The organism is Pseudomonas hamedanensis (assembly GCF_014268595.2).
GTDB lineage: Bacteria > Pseudomonadota > Gammaproteobacteria > Pseudomonadales > Pseudomonadaceae > Aquipseudomonas > Aquipseudomonas hamedanensis.
On sequence record NZ_CP077091.1, the window covers coordinates 300,233 to 325,500 of the forward strand.

A 25,268-nucleotide genomic window follows, 5' to 3' on the forward strand; every position below is an offset into this window, starting at 1 on the left:
CATTCCACATTGGAATCGTATCCCAGCGAACCAGCCAGCTTCATAAAATTCGTTGAGTACCCAAATCAACGTTCTACGTTATCTGCGAACTGCGTCAGCAACTGTATTTTCTTCCGGTCGTACACATCTATGGAATACTGGGCAAACTCAAACGGGTGCGTTTCCATATCGACCGGGTAGACCTTGTTATCTTTTTCGGAAAAAAGGAAATTATGGTCCTGTACATCCTGGTGGAACAGATCCTTTGCCTCCATCTCGTCAAACATTTCCAAAAGTGCATTGGCGGCGCTTGCTGGAATGGCACCTTTTTTAATTCTGCCGAGGGGGATGCCATCGAGTTTTATCATCTTGAGATAAACTTGATTGTCTTCAATGAGCGCCATCGCCGAACCGGGCCCATGAAAAGCGTTGAAACTTTCGGCCTCGGATTTTATGGAACCTGGAATACTGCTTAGTTCTTGGAATCCCTTGAATTTTTTATAGACGTGCTTTCCATCGGAGCTTGCGTAGATTTCTCCTTCACCACCGCCGGCTATAGGGGAGCGATCACCAATATCACTTGCAATGGAGGTGACCTTATTCTGAAGGGGAGAGTCTGTCAGCTGCATTTTTTTCATCAACACTTCGATAGGCTGACTTTCACTCCTGTCTTCGGAAGAGAGAGGCGGGGTATCAGGAAATTCGAAATGTGTGCTTTCGTTGCCCACGGCGTTCGCTGAAAATGGCGTTCCTGATAATGGCGGAGGCGAAAATCCGAAGGCCTCTTCAGGTAAATTCTCTTTATTGATTCCTTCACGAACCCGCCCATCAATATCGAAGTAGGTCAACGGGTTGCCTTTCACCATACTGAACATATTCAGTCCATCGGCCTGACCAAGCGGATCCGGATTGATCCACCGCTGCCATCCCGCCATGTAATACCTGAACCCGAAGTAATATAACCCCGTCGCATCCCGTTCCTTGCCCGAATAGCGCAACGTTTTATAGCTCGCCTCGATTTCCCCACGCCCGGCAAACCACGCGGTGGTGCCGAAAGGGTGATAGCGCTCATGGCTGATCACCTGGCCTTCGGCGTCGAGTTCCAAAGTGCAAGAGCCCAAGTGGTCGTTGAGGCTGTAGCGCTGTTCATGGTTGTCCATGTCTTTTGGCGGTTCAGACTCCCAGTGCAAAACCCGCACACTGCTGCGTCCGGCCTGAACGCTGATGACCTGCAACCGTTCACCCGTGCCGCTGTGGGTGCGGATTTCCAGGTTCGGCAGGTAACGAACTTCAGCGGTCAAGGTGCGGACATTGGTCTGCGTCTGCCGTATTTTGCGCACGCGCATGCCATCAGCGCCGTACATGTAATGCTCGCCATCGTCTGCATCAACTGCACGCACAACCGTTCGGACTTCGCGCAATTGGTTACGTATATCCCAACTCAGCAATTGCCCGGGTTGCAGGCTGAGCAAGTTGCCGTTGGCATCGAAGCCGTTGCGAAAGTCTTCCTCGCCCGGTTCCGCGCCATCGCGCACTGGCAAACAGCGGTTGCTGTGCGCGGCAGCGATCAGGCGATGGCCGTGGTTTTGCGGGCCTTGATGGGTCAGTTCGAGCAGGTTGCCGCCGCGGTCATAGCGGTAGGTCTGGATGTAGTTGGCGCACGCAGCGGGGGCGGCGAACGGTGAGAACGTCGAGGTTTGGCCAGCCTCCCAGCCCGTTGCCTTATTGAGCTGATCAAGGCTGTCATAATCAAAGTAGCTGACCGATTCGATCCGCTGGTTGGCGAAGTAGCGGATTGGCAAAGCGGCGTCTTCAATGCTCAGTACGTTGCCCACCGGGTCATTGGCATAGAGCAAGTCTTGCAGATGATCGTTGCCGCCCCTCGCTTGCAGCCGGGTCAAGCGGCCGTCATCCGGGGCGTATTGCAGTGTGGTAATCACGCCGTTGCCGGCCGTTTCCTGAGCTGTCCGGCCATCCGCGTTGTACTGGATGGCGCTGACCAGCGTTTTCGCTTGCGCCTGATGGCTGAGTTGCAAGCGAACTTCGCGCAATTGGCCGTCGCGGGTCTGGCCGAAGAACTGCTGGTTGCCCTTGGCGTCGGTCTGTCTGATCGTTTCGCCGAGTGGGTTGAACACCGTTTGGCTGATCGCCCCTTCACCAGGCTCGAGCAACGCGTCGCGCTCGGCCAGCGACTCGGGCCAGTCGGGTGCTTCCAGCGTGCGCAGAAAATGCCGAGTCTGCTGCAAAGCCCCACCGGTCAATCCGAACTGTTCGAACAACTGCGTGCCCGCCGGATCATCGTGGCGAATCAATTGGCCACACTGGTTGCGCGCGGCGAAGGTTGGATCGTTGCCGCCATATTCGTAGCGCTCCACGCATAAAGGCTCGTCATCCAGCGCTTGTTCGGATATCGCCACTACGCGTATCTGCTCGTCATACTCGACGGCGCCTTGGCTGCCCCGGCCATCCCAACTGCGCAGGGGCTGACTTGCTTCGCCCTTCAGACTGACGCGCCACCCGGCATCGACACTGACGGTACTCAGCACCTGTCCTGTCAGCGAATAGATCGTGGTGAGGTTGGCGGGGGCCGACGGGTCGGTCATCAACCGCGGATCGCGCTGCGCCACCAACCGCGCGGCGGCATCGTGCTGCTGCGCGGTGATGCAGGCTTCGGGAGCACTGGCATCCTCGCGCCAGTAGGCAACCTGGCGCACCGGCAAACCGCGGCTGTCAATGGCGAGCAAGTGCGGCGTATGCGCATGGATGTGCATTCAGGACCACCAATTGCGTCGGCCCTGTTCGGGAGGAGAGTCGAACAAATCGTTTTCGTCGAACGCCACGTTGCACCAGATCCAGTACCAAGTCTCTCGGCGCAACGGTTTTAACACTGGCGGATCGCCTTGCAGCATTTGTTTGGCCAGTACGGTTTCGGTCGGACGGCCTGCGGCGTCGTAGAACTGTTGGTCGTGGAACAGGTGCCGACGCATCGACTCAACTTTCATGTAGCACGGTTTATTGATGAAACTCGGGCGGTAGATGCGGACGGTTTTGCCCTTGTTGTTATATTCCACCGGTTCGCTACAGCGCCAGCGCCTGGGGGCTTCGGCCTCCAAGGGTGTGCCATCTTCGTTGAGAATCAGTTCACACTGTTCGTCGAGCTGCCACGATTTGCCAGGTTCGACTTCCTGCAGGGTTTGCAGCGTGCGGCCGAAGCCGTCCAGGCAGGTGATGCTGAGCCGCACCTGCATTTCAGGGTCTTCGGGGTTTATGGGGGCTTCGGGGTCTTTGGGGTAGCTGTCGGCGAGCAGCATGGCCGCATACACCGGCTGACGCATTGCCGCGTCCATCTGCTGCTTCAGGATCACCTCGTCGGCATCGGGATTCACCAGACCGGCAACATGCTGCCGAGCCCTGTCGCAGAAGTGCCCACTGGGCAGGACAAAACCTTCGCCGCTGGCCCAGGCAAGCCATGCCGGGGAAGGGGGCGCGGTGCGTGACAGACGTCCCATCCAGCTGAACAGGTCGGCGAAACCTGCGCTGGCGAAGTTGCCGATGGCCAGCTTGGGATCGGCAATGGCAATGGCAGGATCGCGATCCAGCGGTGGGATGTAGCTCTCCAATTTGTGAAAACCTGCGGGCTGTCCCGATTCAGTGCCGTGGAAACTGGTCACCAATGGTTCGCCGAAGGCGTTGTACCGCGCCTCTTGGATATTGCGATTGGCGTCCTCGATCATCGCTGGCAGGAACGTTCGGTAATCAATATCGAGGCTGCGCGTGGTGCACTTGTCCGGCAGCGTCACGGCGACGGTCAGGCAGTCGTAATCGTCCCAGGTGATCTCGGTCTGGCCGTGACTGCGGGTTTCCCGGTATTGGCAGACGTTATAAAAACGGTCCGGCCCGTGATAGACGGGAAAGCCCCGATGGACCGCCCATAAATAGCTTTTCGCCTCGCCCGGATCTGGCAGCGCTTGCCCGGCCACCTCGGGTAAAAACAGCTCCATGATGTGATAACCCACTTCGGGCGATTCGAGTTTCTCTTTCAGGTTGAACTGCGGGTTGCCGTGTTCGTCCTTGAGTACGTCGTACGCACTGAGGGCTGTGGCGTCCAGTTCTGCCGTTTCCGTATGGCCGGGCAAACCTTCTAAAGTCGCCAGGCCCGGCGCCAGGGTCTGACCGTTTGCGGGACTGATGTAGTGCTGCCTGGACAATCCCGCCAGCACCGACTGTTCTGCCCATTCGCCGTCGTCCTTGCTCTGGGCAAGAAAATAATCGTAGTTGAGCTTCGTGGGGTCCAGTGCGGCCTTTTCCAGAACCAGGGCATTGTTGCGGGTCTGGTAGGGCAAGCCCAGGCGCCATGCCTCTGGATCCGCCAAGTGAATGAACTTTGCGCGGGCTTGCGTCAGATACCACTTTTGCTGCGCGGGGTCATGGGCATCTTTCCACCAGGTTTGTTGATGCTCGTCAGTGAAGGGCGGCGGATCGTCAATGGTTTTGCGGCGCGCGTAGTGCACGCTGAAACCATGAACGCAGGCGCCGTATTCGTCCCACTCCAGGTTGATCTGGTGCTGGCACAACGGGTCGTCGGCAATGGTAGGTTCGTACTGGCAACTGACGGATTCCAGGTTTAACGCTTGCAGTACTGAGTAGGGCTGGTGTTCACCTTTGGGGCGTAATATTCGCACCAGAGCGCGGTTTTCCTGAACGGTATAGGGCACCGCGGTGGCCGGGTCATCGTCAGCCGCGAAGGTCTCCGAGCGCAGCACTCTGCCACTCAACGCCCGGGCGACTTCTCGGGCGGTGTCTTCGTCAGGGGCATTGAGGGGCTGCGCCGCCCGATCATTGAAGTGGTAGTTCTGCAACAGCGTGGGTTGCAAGGGCTGCGCCAGTGTGTCGCGATCATAATAGCCAGTTCTTGCAGGATCAATGGCCGCACCGGTGTGGAACCAGGTCTTGCTCAGGATCGGTGCGCTGAACCCGGCTGTCGCCCGTTCCGCCGCCGAGGCCTCAGTGTCGGTCTGCATCAATAGCCGAAAGCCGCGGAACTCGCGTTCGAAGCGATCGTAATAGCCACCGCGATAGCTGAAACCTTGTGTCAGCCGGTTACCGGTGATGTCGTCGAGCTGCGTTTGCCGGCTGACCAGGTGCATGGCAAACGGCAATTGGGAAATCGGGTTTTCGACCCCGGCGGCGTGTTGTTCCTGTTTTTCATCCAGCCATTCCTGGGCCGAACTGCGATAGGTGACGCTGCTGCTGGCGCCCATGTTGTTGCAGGAACGGTCGAGCAGATAGGGTTTGGCTTTGACGAAATCGTAGCGCCAGTGCCGTGGTGCCATGTGCGGCACCGTCAGGATGATGCTGGAGCAACCCAGACCTTGCAGGTCCGCGGTGCTGACCTGGCATAGCCGGTCGTATTGCACGTTTTCCGGCCATGACAGGTCGCTGGACGTTTGCTCGTAACCCTCGCCGCAACGATTCATGAACACTCGCAGGCGATTGGTTTCCAGGTAAATCAGGTCGACCGCTCCCGAGCCGTCGAGGTCGGCCAGCAGCACCTGGGCGGCATTGAACTCGCTTTCGGCAAACGGCAGGGCGCACAAGACAAAGCCTTTGCCAAAATGCCCACGGCCCAGGTTGGGCCAGCATTTGACTTCGTTGGGGCGGATCCGCACCAGATGCTGCTGGCCACTGCCGAGCACGTCAGCGAAGGCGATCAGTTCGAGCGATGTTCTGCTCAGCGACGGCAGTTCGTCGTCGTCGCCCTCGCCGGTCTTCGCCAAATGGGGCACGTCGATGCCGTCAGCAAAACCTTGCTCACGCAGGTTGGCATACAATCGTACGCTACGGGTGCCAATCAGTGCGAGGTCGCTCAAGCCGTCACCCATCAGATCGGCCATTTGCGCCATGGGGTGGAGGAACTCGCCGGGAAATGCCTCGAAGGGCACAAAACCGGCCCAGTTGCGCTGTGGATCAAGGGTAAAGAAACCGTTCATTCCGGGCATGGCCAACACCCAGTCGAGCTTGCCATCGCCGGTCAGGTCGGTGAGCGACTGGTGAACGGATTTGCTGCTATCGGCCAGCGGAATCTGCTCTAGACGTTTCCATTCGCTGTAGCAGACGTTATCGCCGCCGGATTCGCAGCGCAGCGGCTCGCGGTAATACCAGGCCTGATCGTACCGACACAGCACCCCCGGCATACCCTCGCCGTACAGGTCGACCAATTGATAATGCTGGCCGTCGTTGAACCCGGGCATGTCCGGAAACTGCGCCCAGCCTTGGGGTTGCGGGGCGAGGTCAAAGGCGTTGTAGCTGAACTCCGTCGGTGGCCGGCTTTCAATCTGGCCCAGGCTGTCGTAGGCCTGCACATGCGCCGCGGTCAGATGGTTATAGCCCAACGGATCGGCCCGATGTTCAAGCAGCAGGCGCTGGACCAGAACCGGTTCCGGACCCAGTTCTTCGGGGAAATGATGAAACATCAATACCTGCCGGCAAAGGCGCCGGGTGCCCAGTTCGAAGCCGTAGGCGTAATTCCAGAACGGATCACTGCGTTCAAGCCAGGGCTGCGGTTCCTTGAAGGTCGGTAATTCTTCCAGATCAGTGCAGCGCTCGCCATAATCGAATATCAGGTGGAAATGCCATTGCTGGTCCTTCCAGCTATCTCTCTTCCAGGCATACAGATGCGGATGGGCCACGGCATTGCCGTAGTACACGTGCTTGAGGAAGCGCTGGGCACGGTAGTCGCGCCATTGCGGCTTTGCGGGCAAATCGGTTTCGGCCTGGTATTCGTAGACAATGTGTTCGCCGCGGGTGTTAAGGCTTTCATCGATCAACCAGACGCCGACGCGTTGTGAATCATTCGGGTCGGCACGGCGCGAGCTTTCTGTGCTGCCGTACACATGCAAGCTGCCGTCGGCACTGTGAATCAGCCAGAATCCCGCCGTGTCGGTGGCGGTGGACCAATGCTCGATCAGGGCGAACTCACTCTCGACCCGAGGCCAGTAGCGCACCACCGTGCAGGTTTCCGCCAGCGGCTCACCGTTGTAGGTATTGGCGGTGCGGGCAATCAACGAGCCGTCGCTTTCATTGCGTTCGGGCATCCACAGATCACCGCCAGGGCCATGCGCCAGGTCTGTGCCGTCGTAGCCGGGTACTCCGCCGGTGGTGCGCAAGGTGATGGCATTGACTGTGTTCGTCCAGCCGATGCCGAATGCGCTGTTGCCGACATTGCTTTGGTAACTCAAACCCAGCGCCGGGGCGAAGCCGCGCCCGGGCGAAATCGGCAGCGGCAGTTCCAGCGAGGCGGCACCATTGGTGCCGACGGCGCCCCAACCCTTGCCGATACTTTGGATGGCGCCGCCCATTTTTGGCAGCGTGGGGGTGTTGATCTGCAGCGTCGACTGTTGCTGTGGCTGTTGTTCGTTCATAGCGCTCCCCCCTCGCGTCTGGCCGTGTAGTTGACGTGCACAATGATGTCGGTGAGAGATTTGAGCAGCGCTGCCTGGGCCTCGAGGTTGGGGAAGGTCAGGCTCCAGCGCGACACCGCTCCGGTGTATTCGAACGGCAGATAGCGTTCATCCTGGAAGTTGAGCTGGAACATGCCGTTATCGTCGATACCGTGGGACAGGGCGATCTGTTGGCTGGCGCGCAGGTTTTCCCTGGCGTTGCCGGGGGCGGTGGCCATCTCGACCTTGCTGTAGCTCTGCGCCAGCACGGCGCGGATGTCTATGTACGGTGGGATGCTGACCGGCAAGGTGACGCTGATGGTCTTGATCCGACGCAGGTAATGATTTTGGTCTTTATAGTCATCATCGAACATTTTTTGCGTGAGTTCGAACGCACACGTGCCGTTTTCAATCAGGTCTTTTTTGATCTCATCCCAGGTCTTGTTCACCGTTGGATCCAGGGACTTGAGGCTTTTGAGCGAGACGGTTTTGCGGATTTCCAGGTCGCGCCTGTTGTTTTTCAGGTAATCGGCGTGCATCTGCTGCAGGCTCATTTTCAACTCTTCGCCCGCACCGAGGCCACGGTAGGTTGCGTTCCAGGCGCCTGGGCGGATGAAGGTCCGAGAGAAATCGCCCATTTCGTACTGCCAGCACGCTTCGGCCGCCTGACACAGGGACTGGGCCGTGGTGTAGGCGCTGCTGTAGAACCCGGAGAATTTGCTGTTGAGCCAGTCGTAGGTCTGCGAGCGGCTGAAACGGTTACTGCCCAGCAGAAAATCGTGGGTCACCTGCGCCTGCTCCAGCGCGGTTCGCGCCTGGCGCAGTTGCAGTTGGGTGGCCTTGTGCTGTTCTTCGTAAACGGCGAGTTGCGCCTTGACTTGTTCGTTTTCAAGTTTTGCCTGGTCGCGGACTTGGGTCCATTCCTGGGCGCGGCGATCATAGCGAGACTTCAACTCGGCAATGTTCATCTCCTTGCGACTGAGAGCGGCTCCAACGGATAGACCTTCCGCCAACGCCGAAAAGGGACCTGACCAATCCATTCCCCCAAAGGAGAATCCTGAGATGTTAGGTATTCCTCTCGCCAAAGCGCCTACGCCTGATGCTGTGTGCGCCATCGCTTCGAAATCGCCTGCTTGGTTGAGACTCTCGCCAGGGATAAGTTCGTCAGCGCTTAAACCCTTCGTTATCAATTTTTCGTAATAGCTGAGCCTTTGCACGATCACGGCCTGACTGGCGAGGAGCGCTTCCTTGTTTTTCTCATCAATGCTGATCGCCTGAGTCTGTATCTCCACCGCGATCTTCGCCAGATTCCACGCCTGTTGCTGTTGCAGCTCAAGGTACTGCGCCGATTCCTTGCGTTCGATCAAGGACAGCAACGTCGCGCCGAACTGGATCACACTGTCCACCGCGTTCTGTGCCAGGGCGAACATGAAGGTGAAGCGGTAATGGGGAATCTGCGGATTCAACAGACGGCTCAGGGCAGCACCCGACAAACCCTGGCCCCAGGCGGCGAGCAGGGCGCGCGGGTCCAGCGGTGTGGCGAACAGGCGCAGGTTCAATGGATTGCCTGCCATGTCGAGGTTATGCCGCAGGTTGTACAGCCGACTTTCGGCGCGTTCCCAGCTCTGGATCAGTTCGCGGTTGAAGGGGCGACGCAGATAGGGGTTGTCGACGCCGGCCAGCGACGAGTCCTCGTTATAAGGCCGCAGGCAGAGTAACGGCGCGGCCTCCGCGGCCGGAGCCTTGCCGATGCGCAAGGGGGGCTGTGCTCGCCACTGTTGATGCGCACTGTTCAGTTGCAGTTCGAATTCGCGCAACTGCTCATTCTTCGCAGTGCTCAACTCGTCGAGCCGTACAGGTCGCCAATGGTCGACCTGTTGCACATCCGGCCGCTGCCCCAGCAAATCCAGGACACGTACATAGCGCAATTTCGCTTCGGCCAGGCCGTCATGGGTCAGTTCCCGAAAGGCCTGGTCAGCCTGGTTGAGCTCGATATCAATATAGAGTCGGTACAGCGCCTTTCGAAAGTGCACCAGAAAACTCAAGGCGATCTGAAACGGGTCGTCCGGATACAAAACAGCCTGGCTGGGGTCTGGCGGGGTGGGCCATACCGATTCTTCCAGTGGCACCGATTGCCAGTAACCGGGGTGACCGGCGTCACCGCTCTGACGGGAAGGGTCAAAGAGAAACGACAGCCAGCGTCTGGCCTCGTCGTACTGTTGTTCCTCGTTCAGGCGATGCGCCACCAGCCAAGGGGTGTGCAGAAACAGTTCACAGAACTGGGTGGAGTACGCGCCCGAAAAGTCCATGCGCTGCGCGCCGAGCCAACGAGACAAAGGCGGCTCCTTCATCTGTTGTGTTTCCCAACTCATCAATGTTTCCATGCCGTCTTCGGCACGATTGATCAATTGCCTGGCGAAAACGGTGTTCATGCGGATGGGGGCCCGCAGGGACTCGTCGGATGTTGCTCCATCGCTCTGTTCAATGCGCGATTTGGTAAAGTCGAGGAATTGGGCTCTGCCCAGAGACGGGCTGTCCCCTTGAGTAGGATCAGCCACGCTGCCAATGCTGGGGGCAATTTGCACCTCCTCGCTGAGCTCGTTCCAGCCGAGCGACAACGTCTTCAGGGCACCGCCTTTGAGCGACCAGCCCAAAAAGTGTGATTCATAAATCAGGACTCCATAGATGAGTGGAATTGTGAGAGCCATCGTTTCTTTTGGCCAGTCAACGGGCCAACCATCAGGACGGTAAGTAACCTGGTCGATAGAGAATGTGTAAGTCAGTTCCGCATCCCTTGCGAGTCGATTGACGAGACTGGACTCACTCAGTGTGCGCATGTCGGCAAATGTTGTTGGCGGTGTGTCGGATACGACATCCAATGGGTGGGCAACGAACATCGTGTAACGGTAAGGCCCTTCTTGTTTGACATTTAGAGTTCTGTGAAGGAGCAACTTACGCGTTCCACCGGCATATGTTCTGCATTCGCTGATAAAGTAGCCGGAATTCCCATCCATCATCAATTCCAGCATGGCTTTAAAGAGGCGTTTTCCTTCCAATGAAGCGGTTTCGCCTTTTTTTGTGGCTGGCAACGAGAAGGTATCCCCGCCTGAGCCATCGATAATCAGGTTTTTCCCCCCTATATTGTCAGTGAAACTGTGTCTCGCATTCTGCAGGTCAAGCCAGTCAGTTCCAGGTGTAATTGTTGAACCCTTCAGCAGTGTGTAACGCTTGTCATGGAAGATGGTGTCGTTGGTCACCAGTTTTAATTTGAAGAGCTCAAGCCCTGGATTGTTTCTGTCGTATATAGAAATATCGAGAGTTCGATCCTCGGTAAATTCTGTTTCAAGCTTTACCGTTAACTTAACGCTGGAGGTGCTTTTATCATAAATCAGCCCATCGTCTTTATTGCTTCGCTTGATCCGGTTTTGCCACTCGCTGAAATTCCAAACCTCTGGCTCATCGACAGGAGTTTTGTGCTCGACATCGCCGAACTGAAACTCACTGTTAGGAAGCCAGAATTGAAGTCGCCGAGCATTTTTGGTGTCACTGGCAAAAATGTGACCAATTTGCAGCACATGCGGCCTGGTATTTTCTTGATCCAAGGGCGCAAGTGCCTTAGCGCCAGGAGAGGGTGACGGTGTTACAAAACCTAGCGGCGGGTATAGCGCAGCGATATGGAAGTTTTTATCGATCCGTACGGTTCTTAGAAAATCGTATTGATCGCCACCACCGGTTGGGTCATTTTCACCTGCCATGTAGCCACTATAGAGTGCCAACAACATCGATTCTGGCGTAGTCGAGTGGTCATACACTGCAATGGTCTGAGTGTCCTTTTCAATTTCCTCCAATGTTTTTTTGACCAATTCAGGTGTCTGGCAATAACGTTCAATGTGAACCCGTGGCGTGCTCCAGCTGTCATCGTATTTCTTGTAGCTGGCGTACAACCGGAACCGTGGATTCACTTTGACGGACGGGTCGGCGGGCATTTCGTCTGCCGTTGCATCCGCGTCCTGCAGTTCAACCTCGGCCCAGATTACAAACAGGCGATTGTTGAACCAGCACGGCCGGACCGTGTGTTCCAGCGCTTTCTCCGAAATCGGCACATTGGCTTTTTGCCAATCCGTCCACGCATTGGGCAGGGGTTTATCGTATTTATATGGAATGCCGGCAATTTTCCGCGTTGGCGTCTTTACCGGGCGCTGGCTCATGTCCAGCGAGCGCCAGTACCAGGCGTTTTCCGCTGGCGACTTTGCGATGAAGTAATAGGTACTGTTAGCGAAGTCCTCGCCATCGATGTAGCCGTTGCAAATCTTCAGGTTGGCCACTTCCTCGAAGCGCGCAAGGTAAGCCAACACCGCCGCCTGCACCGTTTCAGGTTGAATCTGGGCCTGATTGAGGTCGCTTTCCAACTGCTTGAAACTGTCGGTCTTGTTCAGCCGCAGGGTCGGGTCCAGATAGATGTCCGGGAAATAGTGCAACTGCTGGATGGCGGCCCAGACCGGGTATCGGTTCAGGCCGTTCTGCCAGGTTTTTATCTGCTGGGGCGTCAGGCTGTCATCGCTGTAACCGGGTTCCATATTCAGCATCATGCCGTTGACCAGTTGCTGCAGACTGGCAATGGCACAAGCCACCGGGCTGGTCGGTACATTCTGGCTGACCAGCACATCCAGCAACCAATACTCATAGAGGTCGTTGGGTGTCTTGATTTGCGTGGCCAGTCCTTGCTCGATCAGGTGGGGATCATTGGGCACGGCTTCGTGCAGATAGAGCGCGAGCATCGCGCTGCGATAGCGCTCGTTCAACGCGGCGGCGAAGGTAGTCGTCATGATCGTTCCTTAATCCGGGACAGATATTGAGGAGGCCTCAGCGCTGGCGGTCATGACCGCGTCACCGACAGCTTTCCAGGCATCGAGCGGGCTTCGCACACTCAGGTCAGTGGCTTGCAGCAACGCTTTGGCTGACAGCCCGCTGGCCAGGCAGGCGGCCTGGCAACGATGTACCCAGTCCACCTCGGCCATCGAGCAAGCGCGGTTCTGCGTGAGCGTCTCGGTCAGAATGGCAACTTCCGCCTCCGACCATTCCAGAAGCCTGGCAAGGGCCATGTTGGCCGTTTCGCTGACAGCCTTGCGCAAGGCTTTGTTTTTCAGTTTGGCTGCGGGCGGATTGGCCAGGCTGAAGTAGCTCAGCAGGCTGTCTTCCGATTGGCTCTGGTGGCGGAACCAATGACTGAAACGTTCGAACAGATACAGGTCGCTGAACGAGGGCTCGCTGTTGCTCACAGGGTAAAGGCCAAGCCACAGCGGATTTACCAGAAACAGGCGCAGCGCGCTGTTACTCAATCGCAGTTGCACGGCAATCTCGGCATGGCGCGAAATGCGCTGGAAATACTCCTCCAGTGCGGAATCGGATTCTTGCGCGAGCGCTTCACGCAACAGGCTGTAGACCGACTCGTGGCCCCAGTGAATGACCGCAACGCAACGCTCTGGCGGTAGCTTGGCGGTTTCCTGAAACAAGCCTTCAATCAGTTGTGTTTGCCGGTCGTGCGCATCAAGGAAAAACTCGACGAGTTTTTCCTCGCAGATGGCTTTGGCCTCCGGGCTCAGGTTGATCAGGGCGAGCGCCTTTTCAATGTCTGTCTTGAGCCAGATGTCCGGCGCGTCAACCAGACTCAGTCGCTTATCAAGCCCAGGCAACAACCCGTCGTTATCGAGCAGTTGGTGGCTGACCAGTAATTCAAACCATGAAATATCAGCTTGTCTGGATTTGCCATCAGTCCTGAGTGGCAAACCCAGTGCGGCAAGCTGCTTTCGAGTTACTACGCAATTTATGACGTCATTGCGCAGCCGGACCAGGCGTTCGCGCAGGTTATCTGGCAGAGGGGCAAGCCCGGCCAGCCTGACTTGCGTGCGATCTTGCGGTTCTTCGGCTGTCAGCGCGGCGGTGGTCGCCAGACGCTGCTGCAATTGCGCTACGGTCTGTTGGCTGTCCTTGAGCCAGGCGAAGACAAAGTCGAGTTGCATCACCACGTCAAGAATGTCCGGCGCTGGCGATGGCGCGGGTTCCGTCGCTGGCGTCGCGGAAGTTGTCTGCAGACTCAACCTGCCACTGGCCAACGCCCTTCTGTAGGCGGCGCCACCGAGCAATCCGGCCAGCGTCAGCAGATCGCCAGCCGGGCAACCAAACATCCGGGCGAGTCGGGCCTGGCGATAGAGTGAAGAAACGCTGGTCAGGTCGCGCTTGAGCGGACCCACGTAGCTTGTGGTCTGCTTCGCAAGCAACAGCAATGAGTCTTCGGTCGGTTGCAAGCCAAGGCCGGCGCACAGCTGTAGCAGGGTTTTTTGTGTCGCGGCATCAGTGGCGTCGAGGTTGATCAGCGTTTGATCAAGGATCAGAGGCGTGTCGAACAGCCGCGGGCTGTTGAACACCTGATCGAACAACGGCACGGCATTCTCGCCACTGGCATAGGGCGTGAGGTCGTGCAGCAGCGCGGCGAATTCCTCAGGCTTTATGCCGTAACGCTGGTTCAGATAACGATAGACACCGAGGGCGCGCAAAGTGTTTTCGCTGAGTTCCATCCCAAGGTTGGCGTCACCCTCGGCGCGGATGGCGCTGATGATCAGCGTGTCCAGTTGGGCAAAGGGGATGTCGGTCCAGCGTTGCAGGCGGATCATGCGTTGCAGGCGGTCGAGGCGATCCAGTGAGGTCTTGGTCAGGCGCCAAGGTTTGCTGTCTCCCAGCGTGTTTTGCTCCAGGCCCATGGCATTGTCGAACTGGTCGCGAATGATCGATTCGGGTGTGGGTGCCTGCTGACTGTCGTACAGGTCTGCCCCAGTACCGGTGCCATTGACGTAGCAGGCGCCATAGTGGTTTGGGTACGGGAATGGCAACACCTTGCCCGCACTGCCCGGGAGGGTCACACCGGTGTGCTGCGGATTAAGGCTCGGACAGTTCGGTGACAGGCGTACAGCGTAGGTGCGACGGCACAGGAGCATTTCGACCTGTTCGGCGTTCAGGCCGGTATGTGCCATGAAGTCGGTCAGCAGGGTCAGGTGCCACAGGGGCGAGGTTTGCGAGGCTTCGACACCATAGGATTGTTTGAAAAAGGCTTGTTCGGCGGCATTGAGGTTGTACTCATCATCGAGCGTGAGGGTAAAACTTTGCCTGGCCAGTTTTATCGGTGCAGCGATGGTGCCCGTTGCAGTGAGCAAATTGAATCTGGCGGTGTATCCCGGCGCATCGGGTTCGGCGAGTTCCGGGCTGGCTTTGAGGGAGGAAACCAAAATATTCGCTTGCGCGGCGTGCAGGCGATTCACCAACCAGCTAGAGGGGCTGTCCTGGGTGGTGGAGCTGATATTCACCTTGGCGACCTGCGTTAGCGCCGCGTTGTGAAAGGTAATGTCTGCGATGTTGTGCGGGCCATTTGCGTCTGTAGGATCAAGGGCCGTTGGGTTGACGTTGGCGATATCCTGTTGATCCGGCGCAAGCAGATAACAGGTGTCCATCGCTGCGTGAGGACTCAAATGGGTGGTGCCGGCACTTTTCCAGCCCTTGTTCAGGTCATGGCGGGTCAGGTAAAAGTTGCTGAACACCGAGGGCTCGATCAACAAGCTTTGTTGCTGCGGGCTCAACCCACACAACAACCGTTGCGCTTGCAATACAGGCTCCTGTACTTCGCCATATTCATTTTTCGCGATCTGCTTGATCGGCAACAGCCGGCTGACCCGGTAGTTCAATTCGCCCAGCTGCGGTTTTGTACCGGTCAGGCCCAGTTGGCACTGATGGTGGTAGAAGTTGTAGGGCATTTCGAAGGGGTAGCGCCGATCGGCCAGTACCTGGTGAATTGGCTGTGAGTTCTTGCGTGAAATTCCATCCAGATATCGACGCAGATTGCGTTCCAGGACCTCGTTGACGATGTCCAGCATCGGTCTTGGCGTGTGGGTGCTTTCCTGGTCGATCAGTAGGTCTTTCAAGTCAGGGCGGCGGTCGTCCAGCAAGATGCGCTTGGCGTCTGTACTGGTCGCTTCCAGTTGCTTGATGAATTTGCGCAGTGCACTCAGATAGGCCACGGGTGAGTCGATGGCGGCCAGCGCGCCGACCTTGCAGAACTCGTCCCAGTTCTCCTTGAACAGATTGGCATATGTTGGCCCCACCGGAACCAGCGCACGTACGCCGCTGCGCTGGGCCAGCTGCTGGAATGTCCCCGACGAAGTTGTGTGCTCACGGTACAGCCGCGCAATCAGCGCCGCGTAAGCCATGGCATTGTCATAGGCAAGTGTGGCGTCGTCATCGCTGTATTGGGCGAGTTGGCGCACAAACGCCGGTTCAGGCAGGCGGACGATGTCGAAGACCGATGTGAAGCCCATTTTCTGCATAGCCGTGGCGAAGTCGATCCGCCCTTTTTTCAAGGGACTTTCAGTGTTGACGAGCGAATTGATCAGCGAGGTGTTGTCATCGGCCATGACGGTGAGGCTCCTACCAGAAGGGTGGCATTGATGGATGCAATGCCCGGCAGGATCACGCTAACTGTAAATGGGGGGGGCGTAACCTGTCATAGTTGACAGGTTGCGACTTTTTTATATGCGTAATGGGCTTAAAAAACCTTTTTTTATTTCTTATCTGCGCAGCCTGCTGATTCCTCTGTTTAGACACTTGTGAGGTGAGGTTACCTATTAGCGCGATACACAAACATGTTGAGGCCGTTTGTCCGGACTGTCAGTTCTTACAGGTGGTATTTCCCGCGCCATCGGCGAAAGTTGTGCAGCACACAGAACTCAACGGTACAGGATCAAGCCATGGCAAACGACGACGGACTAATTGAAGACGAAAGTGCAGGTGGCGGTAAACGTGATGATCCGGAAGTCTTGTGGGTCGCCCCTGCCATCCTGAAGCCCATGCCAGGCAGGGTTTATCAGGGGTTCGACATTGATGCGCTTATCGTTATACCTGGGGCTTTGTCATGGAACATCGACATTCATATCGGCCCCACCAGGCTGAAGAGGTTTTCAGGATGGCCCCTAGGAGGTGTGGGAATCTTCCTCACTGTCCCCGCCGGTTTGATTCCCCCCGGCGCGGGGTTCTATTTCAAAATTGAATATAAAATGCCCATTGGCTGGAGTGCGTGGGCCTGGTCAGGGGACATGGAGATGGCCGCGTTGCCCAAGCCGGCGATCACTGGCGTGACTGTGTCTGCTGACAGGAGGCCCACCATTAGAGGAACAGGCGGGGTCGAGGGGGCGGTGCTTGAAATCTGGTACTCGGGCGGCGGCGGCGGGGTTCAGTTATCGCAGACCCTTGATTCGAATGGCGCTTGGTCGATTACCGCGTCTTCGCCGTGGCCAATCAAGGAACACATCATCACTGCAAAACAGAACAAATATGGTGACTCAGGCTGGGCGGACGCTTATACGTTCACTGTAAGGCCGCCGACGCCGGTGATTGGCGGGGTCACTGTTTCGGTAGATTTGAAACCGACCATAAGCGGAACAGGCGGGATCAAGGGGGCGGTGCTTGAGATCTTTAACTCGGGCGCCATCGGCGGCGTTCAGTTATCCAAGACCCTTGCTTCTGATGGCGCTTGGTCGATCGCTGCATCTTCGCCATGGCCAGTCAAGAAACACAGCATCAGCGCAAGACAGACCCTGGGTTCTCACTCAGGCTGGGCAAAGGAATATGAATTCACTGTAAGCCCGCCGGCGAAGCCGGTGATTGGCGGGGTCACTGTTTCGGTAGACTTGAAACCGACCATAAGCGGAACAGGCGGGATCAGTGGTGCCCTGCTCCAAATCTTTAATACGGGCGGCAGCGGCGGTGTTCAGTTATCCAAGACCCTTGCTACGAATGGCGCTTGGTCGATTACCGCGTCTGCGCCGTGGCCAGTCAAGAAACACAGCATTACTGCAAAACAGAACCTGGGTTCTGACTCAGGCTGGGCGGACGACTATGAGTTCACTGTAAGGCCGGCGACGCCAACAATTACCGAACCGCCGCCCAAAACCAGTCATCTGGGCAATGTACTGGTGAAAGGAGCCTGCATGACGGGGGCGACGGTTGTGGTGCAAGACTCTAACGGTAACCCCATTGGAGGCACTCTGAGCTACAGCGCAACCACATGGTCTTTTGCTTATACCTGGCCGCCGGGAGCAAAACACATCAAGGCAATGCAGACGGTAAACGGCCAGACTTCCGCTGCGACTGACTTGCTTGAGTTCTACATCAACCCCCCACTGCCAACAATTACCGAACCGCTGCCCAAAACCAGTCATCTGGGCAATGTGCTGGTGAAAGGAGCCTGCATGACGGGGGCGACGGTTGTGGTGCAAGACTCTAACGGTAACCCCATTGGAGGCACTCTGAGCTACAGCGCAACCACATGGTCTTTTGCTTATACCTGGCCGCCGGGAGCAAAACACATCAAGGCAATGCAGACGGTAAACGGCCAGACTTCCGCTGCGACTGACTTGCTTGAGTTCTACATCAACCCCCCACTGCCAACAATTACCGAACCGCTGCCCAAAACCAGTCATCTGGGCAATGTGCTGGTGAAAGGAGCCTGCATGACGGGGGCGACGGTTGTGGTGCAAGACTCTAACGGTAACCCCATTGGAGGCACTCTGAGCTACAGCGCAACCACATGGTCTTTTGCTTATACCTGGCCGCCGGGAGCAAAACACATCAAGGCAATGCAGACGGTAAACGGCCAGACTTCCGCTGCGACTGACTTGCTTGAGTTCTACATCAACCCCCCACTGCCAACAATTACCGAACCGCTGCCCAAAACCAGTCATCTGGGCAATGTGCTGGTGAAAGGAGCCTGCATGACGGGGGCGACGGTTGTGGTGCAAGACTCTAACGGTAACCCCATTGGAGGCACTCTGAGCTACAGCGCAACCACATGGTCTTTTGCTTATACCTGGCCGCCGGGAGCAAAACACATCAAGGCAATGCAGACGGTAAACGGGCAGACTTCCGCTGCGACTGATTTGCTTGAGTTCTACATTACGCCTCCACTGCCAACAATTACCGAACCGCTGCCCAAAACCAGTCATCTGGGCAATGTGCTGGTGAAAGGAGCCTGCATGACGGGGGCGACGGTTGTGGTGCAAGACTCTAACGGTAACCCCATTGCAGGTACTCTGAGCTACAGCGCAACCACATGGTCTTTTGCTTATACCTGGCCGCCGGGAGCAAAACACATCAAGGCGGTGCAGACGGTAGACGGGCAGACGTCCGCTGCAACTGACTTGCTTGAGTTCTACGTCAAGCCATCTAAACCCGCGATTCAACCGCTGCCCAATCCGGCGGCAGCGGACGAGGCGTTGACCATTACCGATGTTTTTTCAACCGGTGCCGTAACCCTGCATGTATCCAACGAGGCAGGCGCGGTGGAGGGCGAATTCAGCGGTAGCGGAGCGACCCGTACCTTCACACCGACGGCAGAATGGGCGCCCGGAAGCAACACAGTCAAAGTAGTACAGACGGTCAATGCAATCGACTCCGACCCAAGTATTGAATGCACATTCTTCGTCGAGGTAGGGGAGCGACCTGACGCGCCTCGGTTCGAACAACCGATGGCAGGTGGCAGTACCCCGACACGGCCCATCATCAGGATCGCCGGCCTGCCCAATGCAACGGTAACCGTGCGGCTTGAAGCAGGCGAGACATTGCATTCGGACACCGCGGACGCTGAGGGCGTTCTGGAGTTTAAAGTTGATAAGCCCTTGCATCCCGGGACGAACGCACTTCAGGTAAAACAAAAAGCTGGCGGGCCAGAGTCCGAATGGAGTGAGCCGCATCTGTTGGCAGTCAGAGCGTTGCCGAAAAAACCGGTTGTATCGGCGCCGACGCCCAACAGCCTGGTTCCGCGCAGAGTCGTAATCAGAGGTCAGGGAGAGACACGCGGGGAGATCGTTCTGTATCACGCCAAGGATCTGGCGACGCCGATTGCCACCGTCGAAGGTCGCGCGTCTTGGCGTTGGGACGAAGAAATGTGGCCGATCGGTTTCTATACTGTTCAGGTACGGCAGACCGACGAGGGGGACGTTTCCGAATATTCAGAGCCACGTGATTTTGAGATAGTTGATGCCCTGTACGGAATCGCCGACGCCATCCCGGTGCTTGGTAATCCGGTGGTGGGATCCGGACAGAGTGTCATGTTACGGATTCAGTTGTTTTTGGGTGACACCGGCGAGGTGGCCGAAGGCGTGAAAGTGGTGTGGCGCATGAAAGGCGTATCGGACGCACTGGCCACAACAGTTACTGATGCCTACGGTTGGGCCTCCTATGCCTATCAGCCTGAGACTGTTGGAGAAAGTGTTGTCGTGGCAGACATTACCGACGCCAATGCGGGCGTCACCATGACGCAGACCTACCCGGTGACGGCCTTGTTGCAGGATGACTGGGCGGAGCAAGCCATTCTTTATCTGGACGGCAAAACCGTTGACCTGGCCAAAAGCGATCTCGTGCTGGTGGCAGGAAAACCCTACCAATTGCTATTTTCAGTCAAGCCCGCTAATGATTTGTGGGGCTCCTACCTCACTTTGCAAGACCTGTGGGGCGCGACGGAACGGGGTTTGATCTCTGATCCGGAACTGGGAACGCCACAGAAGATAGAAGCGCAGTACACGTCTTGGACCATTTCTTCGGCGCCGAATCAAAGTGGAATCTTCGGCCTGCGCCTGACCAGTCCGGTGCTGTCCGACTTGCAACTGCCGGGACGGTTGATACCCGGCGATTACGACCAGTTCGTGGATGTCGATCTCGATACGTTCCCGCAAGTTTTCTCAGGCGAAGCGGCCTATCCCTGCCTGGGTGCGACACATACGATAAGCATGCGTCCCAAACCCAACAGCCCTTTGCTTGGCCAATCCGTAAAATTGATGTTGTCCCGGGAAGGAACAGACCTCGGAGTCACCGTGAGCCCGCATTGGGATCAAAAAATGGAGGAGAAGGGCGTGAGCTGGACGCTGGATTGCGCCAACAGCGGTCAAGCCGGCAACTTCGCAGTGTGGCTGGATTCGTGGATGTGGGACTACAAATCCCCGGATATACCGATGTCTCTGGGGCACAACAAGGTGGAGATAACTGAAAGGGACGGGCCCCGGGAGATTGCCGGGCGTTGGAGATATGGCGTGCGAGTGGCGTCTGCTTTCTCCGGGCAGCCAGCAGGGGATATTCCGGTGACTGTCACTGTTTCCAGTTCGGGAGACGTGCAGCGTAGGACTCAGTCAGATGGTTGGCTGTACGTCTACTATGACGATGGCCAGGTTGTGAGTTTGACCATTCGTAACGGCTATGATGGAAGTACTATCACTGACTGACTGCGGGCTCGCTCACAGAGCAATACAATCTGCGCAGCGCTCAAGGAAAATGCTCCGTATCGAAAGATACGGAGCATTTTTCGTTATGGCCTGTGCATCGCGGCGTCATATGAATTTGAAGCACCTCAAGCGTCAGGAAGAGAAAACTGAATAAGCGTATGGCTCAATATCTGGCAGAGCTGGATGAAGCCCACATTGGATCGGTGGTGCTCGAAGAACCGTGGCACCCGAGATTCCTGTAGGAGCGAGCCCGCTCGCGAAAGCGGTGTGTCAAACACAGAGACGTTGACTGACCTGCCACCGCTGGGTTCAGACCAGAACAGCCAGATCGGTGTACCGAGCAACCAAAGGATCAGCCGTGAGCAACTTCATCGGCTCGGTCATTGCGGTGGCCACGATGATACGGTCAAACGGATCCCGATGATGGTGCTCAAGATCTTTCACCGCAATCGCATGTTCTGCACTCACTGGCAATTCGATAAACCCGCTGTCAAGGCAATATTGACGGATTTCTTCCAGGTCGACATGCAGCTTTCCGAGTCCGACCTTGATCGCCATTTCCCAGAACGTGGCCGCACTGATGTAGATATCGGCCGCATGTTCGATGAGCTTTCTGGCTTTGGTGGTCAATCTGTCGTCATCACTCAGCGTCCAGAGCAGAATGTGCGTGTCAAGCAGAAGCCTCATGCCTGCGTGCCTTCAAATGCATCCAATATGTCGTCGGGCAAAGGTGAGTCGAAATCTTCGGGCATAACGAGCTTACCCTTCATCGCGCCAATGCGCTGTGCGCTGGGTTTCCCTATCGGAACAAGGCGAGCCATCGCCCGGCCATGCTTGGCAATGGTGATGACTTGTCCGGCTGCGGCATCATCGACGAGTTTGGATAAATTGTTTTTGGCCTCGGCCAGCGGAACAATGATCATCAGTTCACCCCCGTGTTCTGGACAAATATAGCCAGAATATTTCAGGGCTGCAAAGTCGCGCCAATGCTCCGTGCAGCCAAGTGGCCGATCTGTCGACCTGCGCTGATAGTGCAGTTGCGCAACATTGCGTTGTCGATGGGCAGCCAAAGCATCGACACCTTCCATCAACTCACAAAATATATCTCGTTTCATTACTCGCCTCGATTCAGTGTCCACCTGCCAAGGCACCCACCTTAGAACTATCCGCTAAAGGTTGGCTGTAGGACGAAGCGGAGGTTAAGGCGAGAGCTTTCGGAGTTTGTATGAGGATGCGAGTGGGTCGGTAAAAAATCTTACAAAACGGAGCACACAGGTCCAGTGTAGGAGTGAGCCTGCTCGCGATAGCGGTGGGTCAGTCAGCATATCCATCGACTGGTACGACGCCATCGCGAGCAGGCTCACTCCTACAGTGGATCTGGTGGCAGCCGATAATTTTGTGGGAGCGGGCTTGCCCGCGACGAGGCCAGTACAAGCGCCCACGATATCAACTTCTACAAAAACAAAAACGGCACCCGAAGGTGCCGTTTCATTTTCAGCCAGACCCGCCGGGCAATCAGCCCGCCAGACCCGCCTGCTGTACCAGCACCAGCAATGGCTGCGGGTAAACACCCAGGAAGAACGCAACCAGGGCGATGGCCAGCAGCATGACGCCGCCTGCCTTTTGTTCCCAGTGCAACTGGGCGTCGTGGCGACGCAGGTTTGGCTCGATCAGGTACAGGGTGACCATCACGCGCAGGTAGTAGAACACGCCGATGGCGCTGCCCAGCACCAGCGCACCCACCAGCCACCACTGACGCGTTTCGACGCCGCTGGCGATGATGTAGAACTTGCCGATGAAGCCGGCGGTCAGCGGGATGCCGGCCAGGGACAGCATCATCACGGTCAGCACGGCAGTCAGGTACGGACGGCGCCAGAACAGGCCGCGGTACTCGTACAGAGCGTCGGCGTCGCGGCCGTTGTACGGCGACGACATCAGGGTGATCACGCCGAACGCGCCGAGGCTGGTGATCACGTAGGTGACCAGGTACACGCCAATGGCTTCCACTGCCAGACCCTTGCTCGCCACCAGTGCGATCAGCAGATAGCCGAAGTGCGCGATGGACGAGTAACCGAGCAGACGCTTGAGGTTGCTCTGGGTCAGGGCGAGCAGGTTACCGAACAGGATGGAGGCGACCGCGATGACGCTCAACACGTCACTCAGTACACCACTGCTTGCGGCAGGGGAGATCTGGAACAGACGCACCATCACCGCAAACACTGCCACCTTCGAAGCGGTCGCGAGGAACGCCGCTACCGGTGCCGGAGCACCTTCGTAAACGTCCGGCGTCCACAGGTGGAACGGTACCAGCGACAGCTTGAACGCCAGACCGATCAGCATCATGCCCAAGCCCAGTTGCGCCAGCGGGCTTGGCAGACCGGTGGCGGCCAGGGCCTGACCGATACCGACGAAGCTCAGCGAACCGGCATCGGCGTACAGCAACGCCATACCGAACAGCAGGAACGCGGAACCCGCGGCCGACAGCACCATGTACTTGATGCCGGCTTCCAGCGAACGCTTGTTGAAGAAGGCGTAAGCCACCAGACCGTAAACCGGTACCGAGAGCAGTTCCAGACCGATGAACAACCCGGCCAGATGCTGCGCGCTGACCAGCACCAGGCCACCGGCAGCGGCCATCAGGATCAGCAGGTAAAGTTCTTCACGGTTGCCCGGGTAACCCGAACCGCCATCACCCAGATAGGCGTGGGCGAGGGTGACGCAGGCGAGGGTGGCGACCAGGATCATCGCCATGTACAGGCAGGCGAAGGCATCGATCTGCAGCAATGGGGTCACGGCCAGAGGCGCGACTTTCAGGGCCGGCAGGATCGACAGCAGCGCCAGGTTCAGACCCGCCACCGAAATCAGGAAGGTCTGCGAGTGGTTGCGGCGCCAGGCGATTGCCAGCATCACCACGATAATGGTGAGGCTGGTGATCAACAGTGGCGCAAGCGCAATAAAGTGTTGAATCGTGAATTCCATAGCGCTCTTACCGGGCCGAAGCGAGTTGAGAGAAGGCGGTGCCGAGCCACTGCTGCACGCCATGCATGGTGGCGGCAGAGGTGTCGAGGAACGGTTGCGGGTAGACGCCGAGGTAAATCAGCAGCACCGCCAGACCGAGCACCATGATCAGTTCGCGCGCGTCCATACCGTGCAGCACCGCGTCGGATTTCGACGGGCCGAAGTAGGCACGGTGGATCATGATCAGCGAGTAGACCGAACCGAACACCAGACCGGAAGTGGCAATCGCCGTGACCCATGGAGCGCTGGCGAAAGAGCCGATCAGAATCAGGAACTCGCCGACAAAGTTACCGGTACCCGGCAGGCCCAGCGACGCCGCGGCGAAGAACAGGCTGATCGCCGGCAGGTAAGCGATACGCGACCACAGACCGCCCATCTCACGCATGTCACGAGTATGCAGACGCTCGTACAGCTGACCGCTGAGAATAAACAGTGCCGCTGCCGACAGACCGTGCGCGAGCATCTGGATCACTGCGCCTTGCAGCGCCAGTTGGCTGCCGGAATAGATGCCGATCAACACGAAGCCCATGTGGGAAACGGAAGAGAAGGCGATCAGACGCTTGATGTCGGTTTGCGCGAACGCCAGGAACGCGCCGTAGAAAATCCCGATCAGACCGAGGGTCATGGCGATCGGTGCGAACTCGGCCGAAGCATTCGGGAACAGCGGCAGGGCGAAACGCAGCAGACCGTAGGCGGCGGTTTTCAGCAGGATACCGGCGAGGTCGACGGAACCTGCGGTCGGCGCCTGGGCATGAGCGTCAGGCAGCCACGAGTGGAACGGTACCACTGGCAGCTTGACCGCGAAGGCGATGAAGAAGCCGAGCATCAGAATGTACTCGGTGGTCATCGACATCTTGGTTTTCAACAGATCGGCGTAGTTGAAAGTGATCACGCCAGTGTTGTTGAAGTTGACCAGCACCAGACCGAGGATCGCCACCAACATGATCAGGCCGGAAGCCTGCGTGAAGATGAAGAACTTGGTCGCCGCGTAGATCCGGGTTTTCTTGCCGTCCGAAGAACTGTGACCCCAGAGCGCGATGAGGAAATACATCGGCACCAGCATCATTTCCCAGAAGAAGAAGAACATGAACAGGTCGAGGGCGAGGAACACGCCGACAACTCCGCCCAGGATCCACATCAGGTTCAGGTGGAAGAAACCAACGTGGCGTTGAATCTCTTTCCACGAACACAGTACCGAGAGGATACCCAGCAGACCGGTCAGCAGGATCATCAACAGCGACAGGCCGTCGAGGGCCAGGTGCACGTTGATGCCGAAACGCTGGATCCAGACATGCTTGAACTCAAGCGCCCAGGTCGGATCGGCGCCCGGCGCCGGTGCGAATGAATAGTCACCGTGGGCCCACAGCCAGAGGCCGAGCGCGAGTTCCAGGGTCATGGTCAACAGCGCAATCCAGCGCGGGAGGGTTGCGCCGAAGCGCTCACCCATCCAGCACAGCAGGCCGCCGATGAAGGGGATCAGGATTAGCCAAGGCAGAATCATGACGGGCTCGTTTCC

General features: G+C 57.4%; 9 protein-coding genes. 1 reads left to right on the forward strand and 8 read right to left on the reverse strand.

The window, feature by feature from the left end; all coding sequences use genetic code 11:
• Positions 1-65: 65 nt before the first annotated feature.
• From HU739_RS01355 to HU739_RS01370, 4 genes are read right to left on the reverse strand one after another with little or no spacing between them, the layout of a single operon-like run.
• Complete coding sequence (locus tag HU739_RS01355; protein WP_189684490.1) at positions 66-2,750, reverse strand: RHS repeat domain-containing protein; 2,685 nt, start codon at positions 2,748-2,750, stop codon at positions 66-68.
• Positions 2,751-7,400 carry a SpvB/TcaC N-terminal domain-containing protein gene (locus tag HU739_RS01360; RefSeq protein WP_186549947.1) on the reverse strand — a complete coding sequence of 1,550 codons (4,650 nt, stop codon included), beginning with the start codon at positions 7,398-7,400 and terminating at the stop codon, positions 2,751-2,753.
• Positions 7,397-12,244 carry a Tc toxin subunit A-related protein gene (locus HU739_RS01365; protein WP_186549949.1) on the reverse strand — a complete coding sequence of 1,616 codons (4,848 nt, stop codon included), beginning with the start codon at positions 12,242-12,244 and terminating at the stop codon, positions 7,397-7,399. The genes HU739_RS01360 and HU739_RS01365 overlap by 4 nt, the downstream gene beginning before the upstream one ends.
• Positions 12,245-12,253: 9 nt before the next feature.
• Positions 12,254-15,877, reverse strand: a complete 3,624-nt coding sequence (locus tag HU739_RS01370) for a Tc toxin subunit A (protein WP_186549951.1) — start codon at positions 15,875-15,877, stop codon at positions 12,254-12,256.
• 333 nt (positions 15,878-16,210) lie between these two features.
• On the opposite strand from HU739_RS01370, the gene HU739_RS01375 reads away from it, so the two are divergent.
• Positions 16,211-20,734 (forward strand): hypothetical protein, encoded by a 4,524-nt coding sequence (locus HU739_RS01375; RefSeq protein ID WP_217844295.1) that lies wholly within the window; start codon positions 16,211-16,213, stop codon positions 20,732-20,734.
• Between the two features lie 309 nt (positions 20,735-21,043).
• On the opposite strand, the gene HU739_RS01380 is transcribed toward HU739_RS01375, so the two are convergent.
• The 4 genes from HU739_RS01380 to nuoM all read right to left on the reverse strand — a co-directional run bounded on the left by HU739_RS01380 (position 21,044) and on the right by nuoM (position 25,253).
• Positions 21,044-21,421, reverse strand: coding sequence for a type II toxin-antitoxin system VapC family toxin (locus HU739_RS01380; protein WP_186551803.1), 378 nt, complete (start codon positions 21,419-21,421; stop codon positions 21,044-21,046).
• Positions 21,418-21,849, reverse strand: coding sequence for a type II toxin-antitoxin system Phd/YefM family antitoxin (locus HU739_RS26655; protein WP_225922792.1), 432 nt, complete (start codon positions 21,847-21,849; stop codon positions 21,418-21,420). Before HU739_RS26655 ends, HU739_RS01380 begins: the two co-directional genes overlap by 4 nt.
• A gap of 400 nt (positions 21,850-22,249) precedes the next feature.
• Positions 22,250-23,713 carry an NADH-quinone oxidoreductase subunit NuoN gene (gene nuoN, locus HU739_RS01390; protein ID WP_101159113.1) on the reverse strand — a complete coding sequence of 488 codons (1,464 nt, stop codon included), beginning with the start codon at positions 23,711-23,713 and terminating at the stop codon, positions 22,250-22,252.
• A gap of 7 nt (positions 23,714-23,720) precedes the next feature.
• The gene (gene nuoM, locus HU739_RS01395) at positions 23,721-25,253 is read right to left on the reverse strand and encodes an NADH-quinone oxidoreductase subunit M (RefSeq protein ID WP_016775285.1); all 1,533 of its coding nucleotides are present in this window, start codon (positions 25,251-25,253) and stop codon (positions 23,721-23,723) included.
• Between the last annotated feature and the right edge of the window lie 15 nt (positions 25,254-25,268).

What these genes read in the sequence shown, in the direction of transcription:
- HU739_RS01355 (WP_189684490.1), bottom strand. Translation starts at nt 2,750, where the DNA reads ATGCACATCCATGCGCATACGCCGCACTTGCTCGCCATTGACAGCCGC.
- HU739_RS01360 (WP_186549947.1), bottom strand. Translation starts at nt 7,400, where the DNA reads ATGAACGAACAACAGCCACAGCAACAGTCGACGCTGCAGATCAACACC.
- HU739_RS01365 (WP_186549949.1), bottom strand. Translation starts at nt 12,244, where the DNA reads ATGACGACTACCTTCGCCGCCGCGTTGAACGAGCGCTATCGCAGCGCG.
- HU739_RS01370 (WP_186549951.1), bottom strand. Translation starts at nt 15,877, where the DNA reads ATGGCCGATGACAACACCTCGCTGATCAATTCGCTCGTCAACACTGAA.
- HU739_RS01375 (WP_217844295.1), top strand. Translation starts at nt 16,211, where the DNA reads ATGGCAAACGACGACGGACTAATTGAAGACGAAAGTGCAGGTGGCGGT.
- HU739_RS01380 (WP_186551803.1), bottom strand. Translation starts at nt 21,421, where the DNA reads ATGAGGCTTCTGCTTGACACGCACATTCTGCTCTGGACGCTGAGTGAT.
- HU739_RS26655 (WP_225922792.1), bottom strand. Translation starts at nt 21,849, where the DNA reads ATGAAACGAGATATATTTTGTGAGTTGATGGAAGGTGTCGATGCTTTG.
- nuoN (WP_101159113.1), bottom strand. Translation starts at nt 23,713, where the DNA reads ATGGAATTCACGATTCAACACTTTATTGCGCTTGCGCCACTGTTGATC.
- nuoM (WP_016775285.1), bottom strand. Translation starts at nt 25,253, where the DNA reads ATGATTCTGCCTTGGCTAATCCTGATCCCCTTCATCGGCGGCCTGCTG.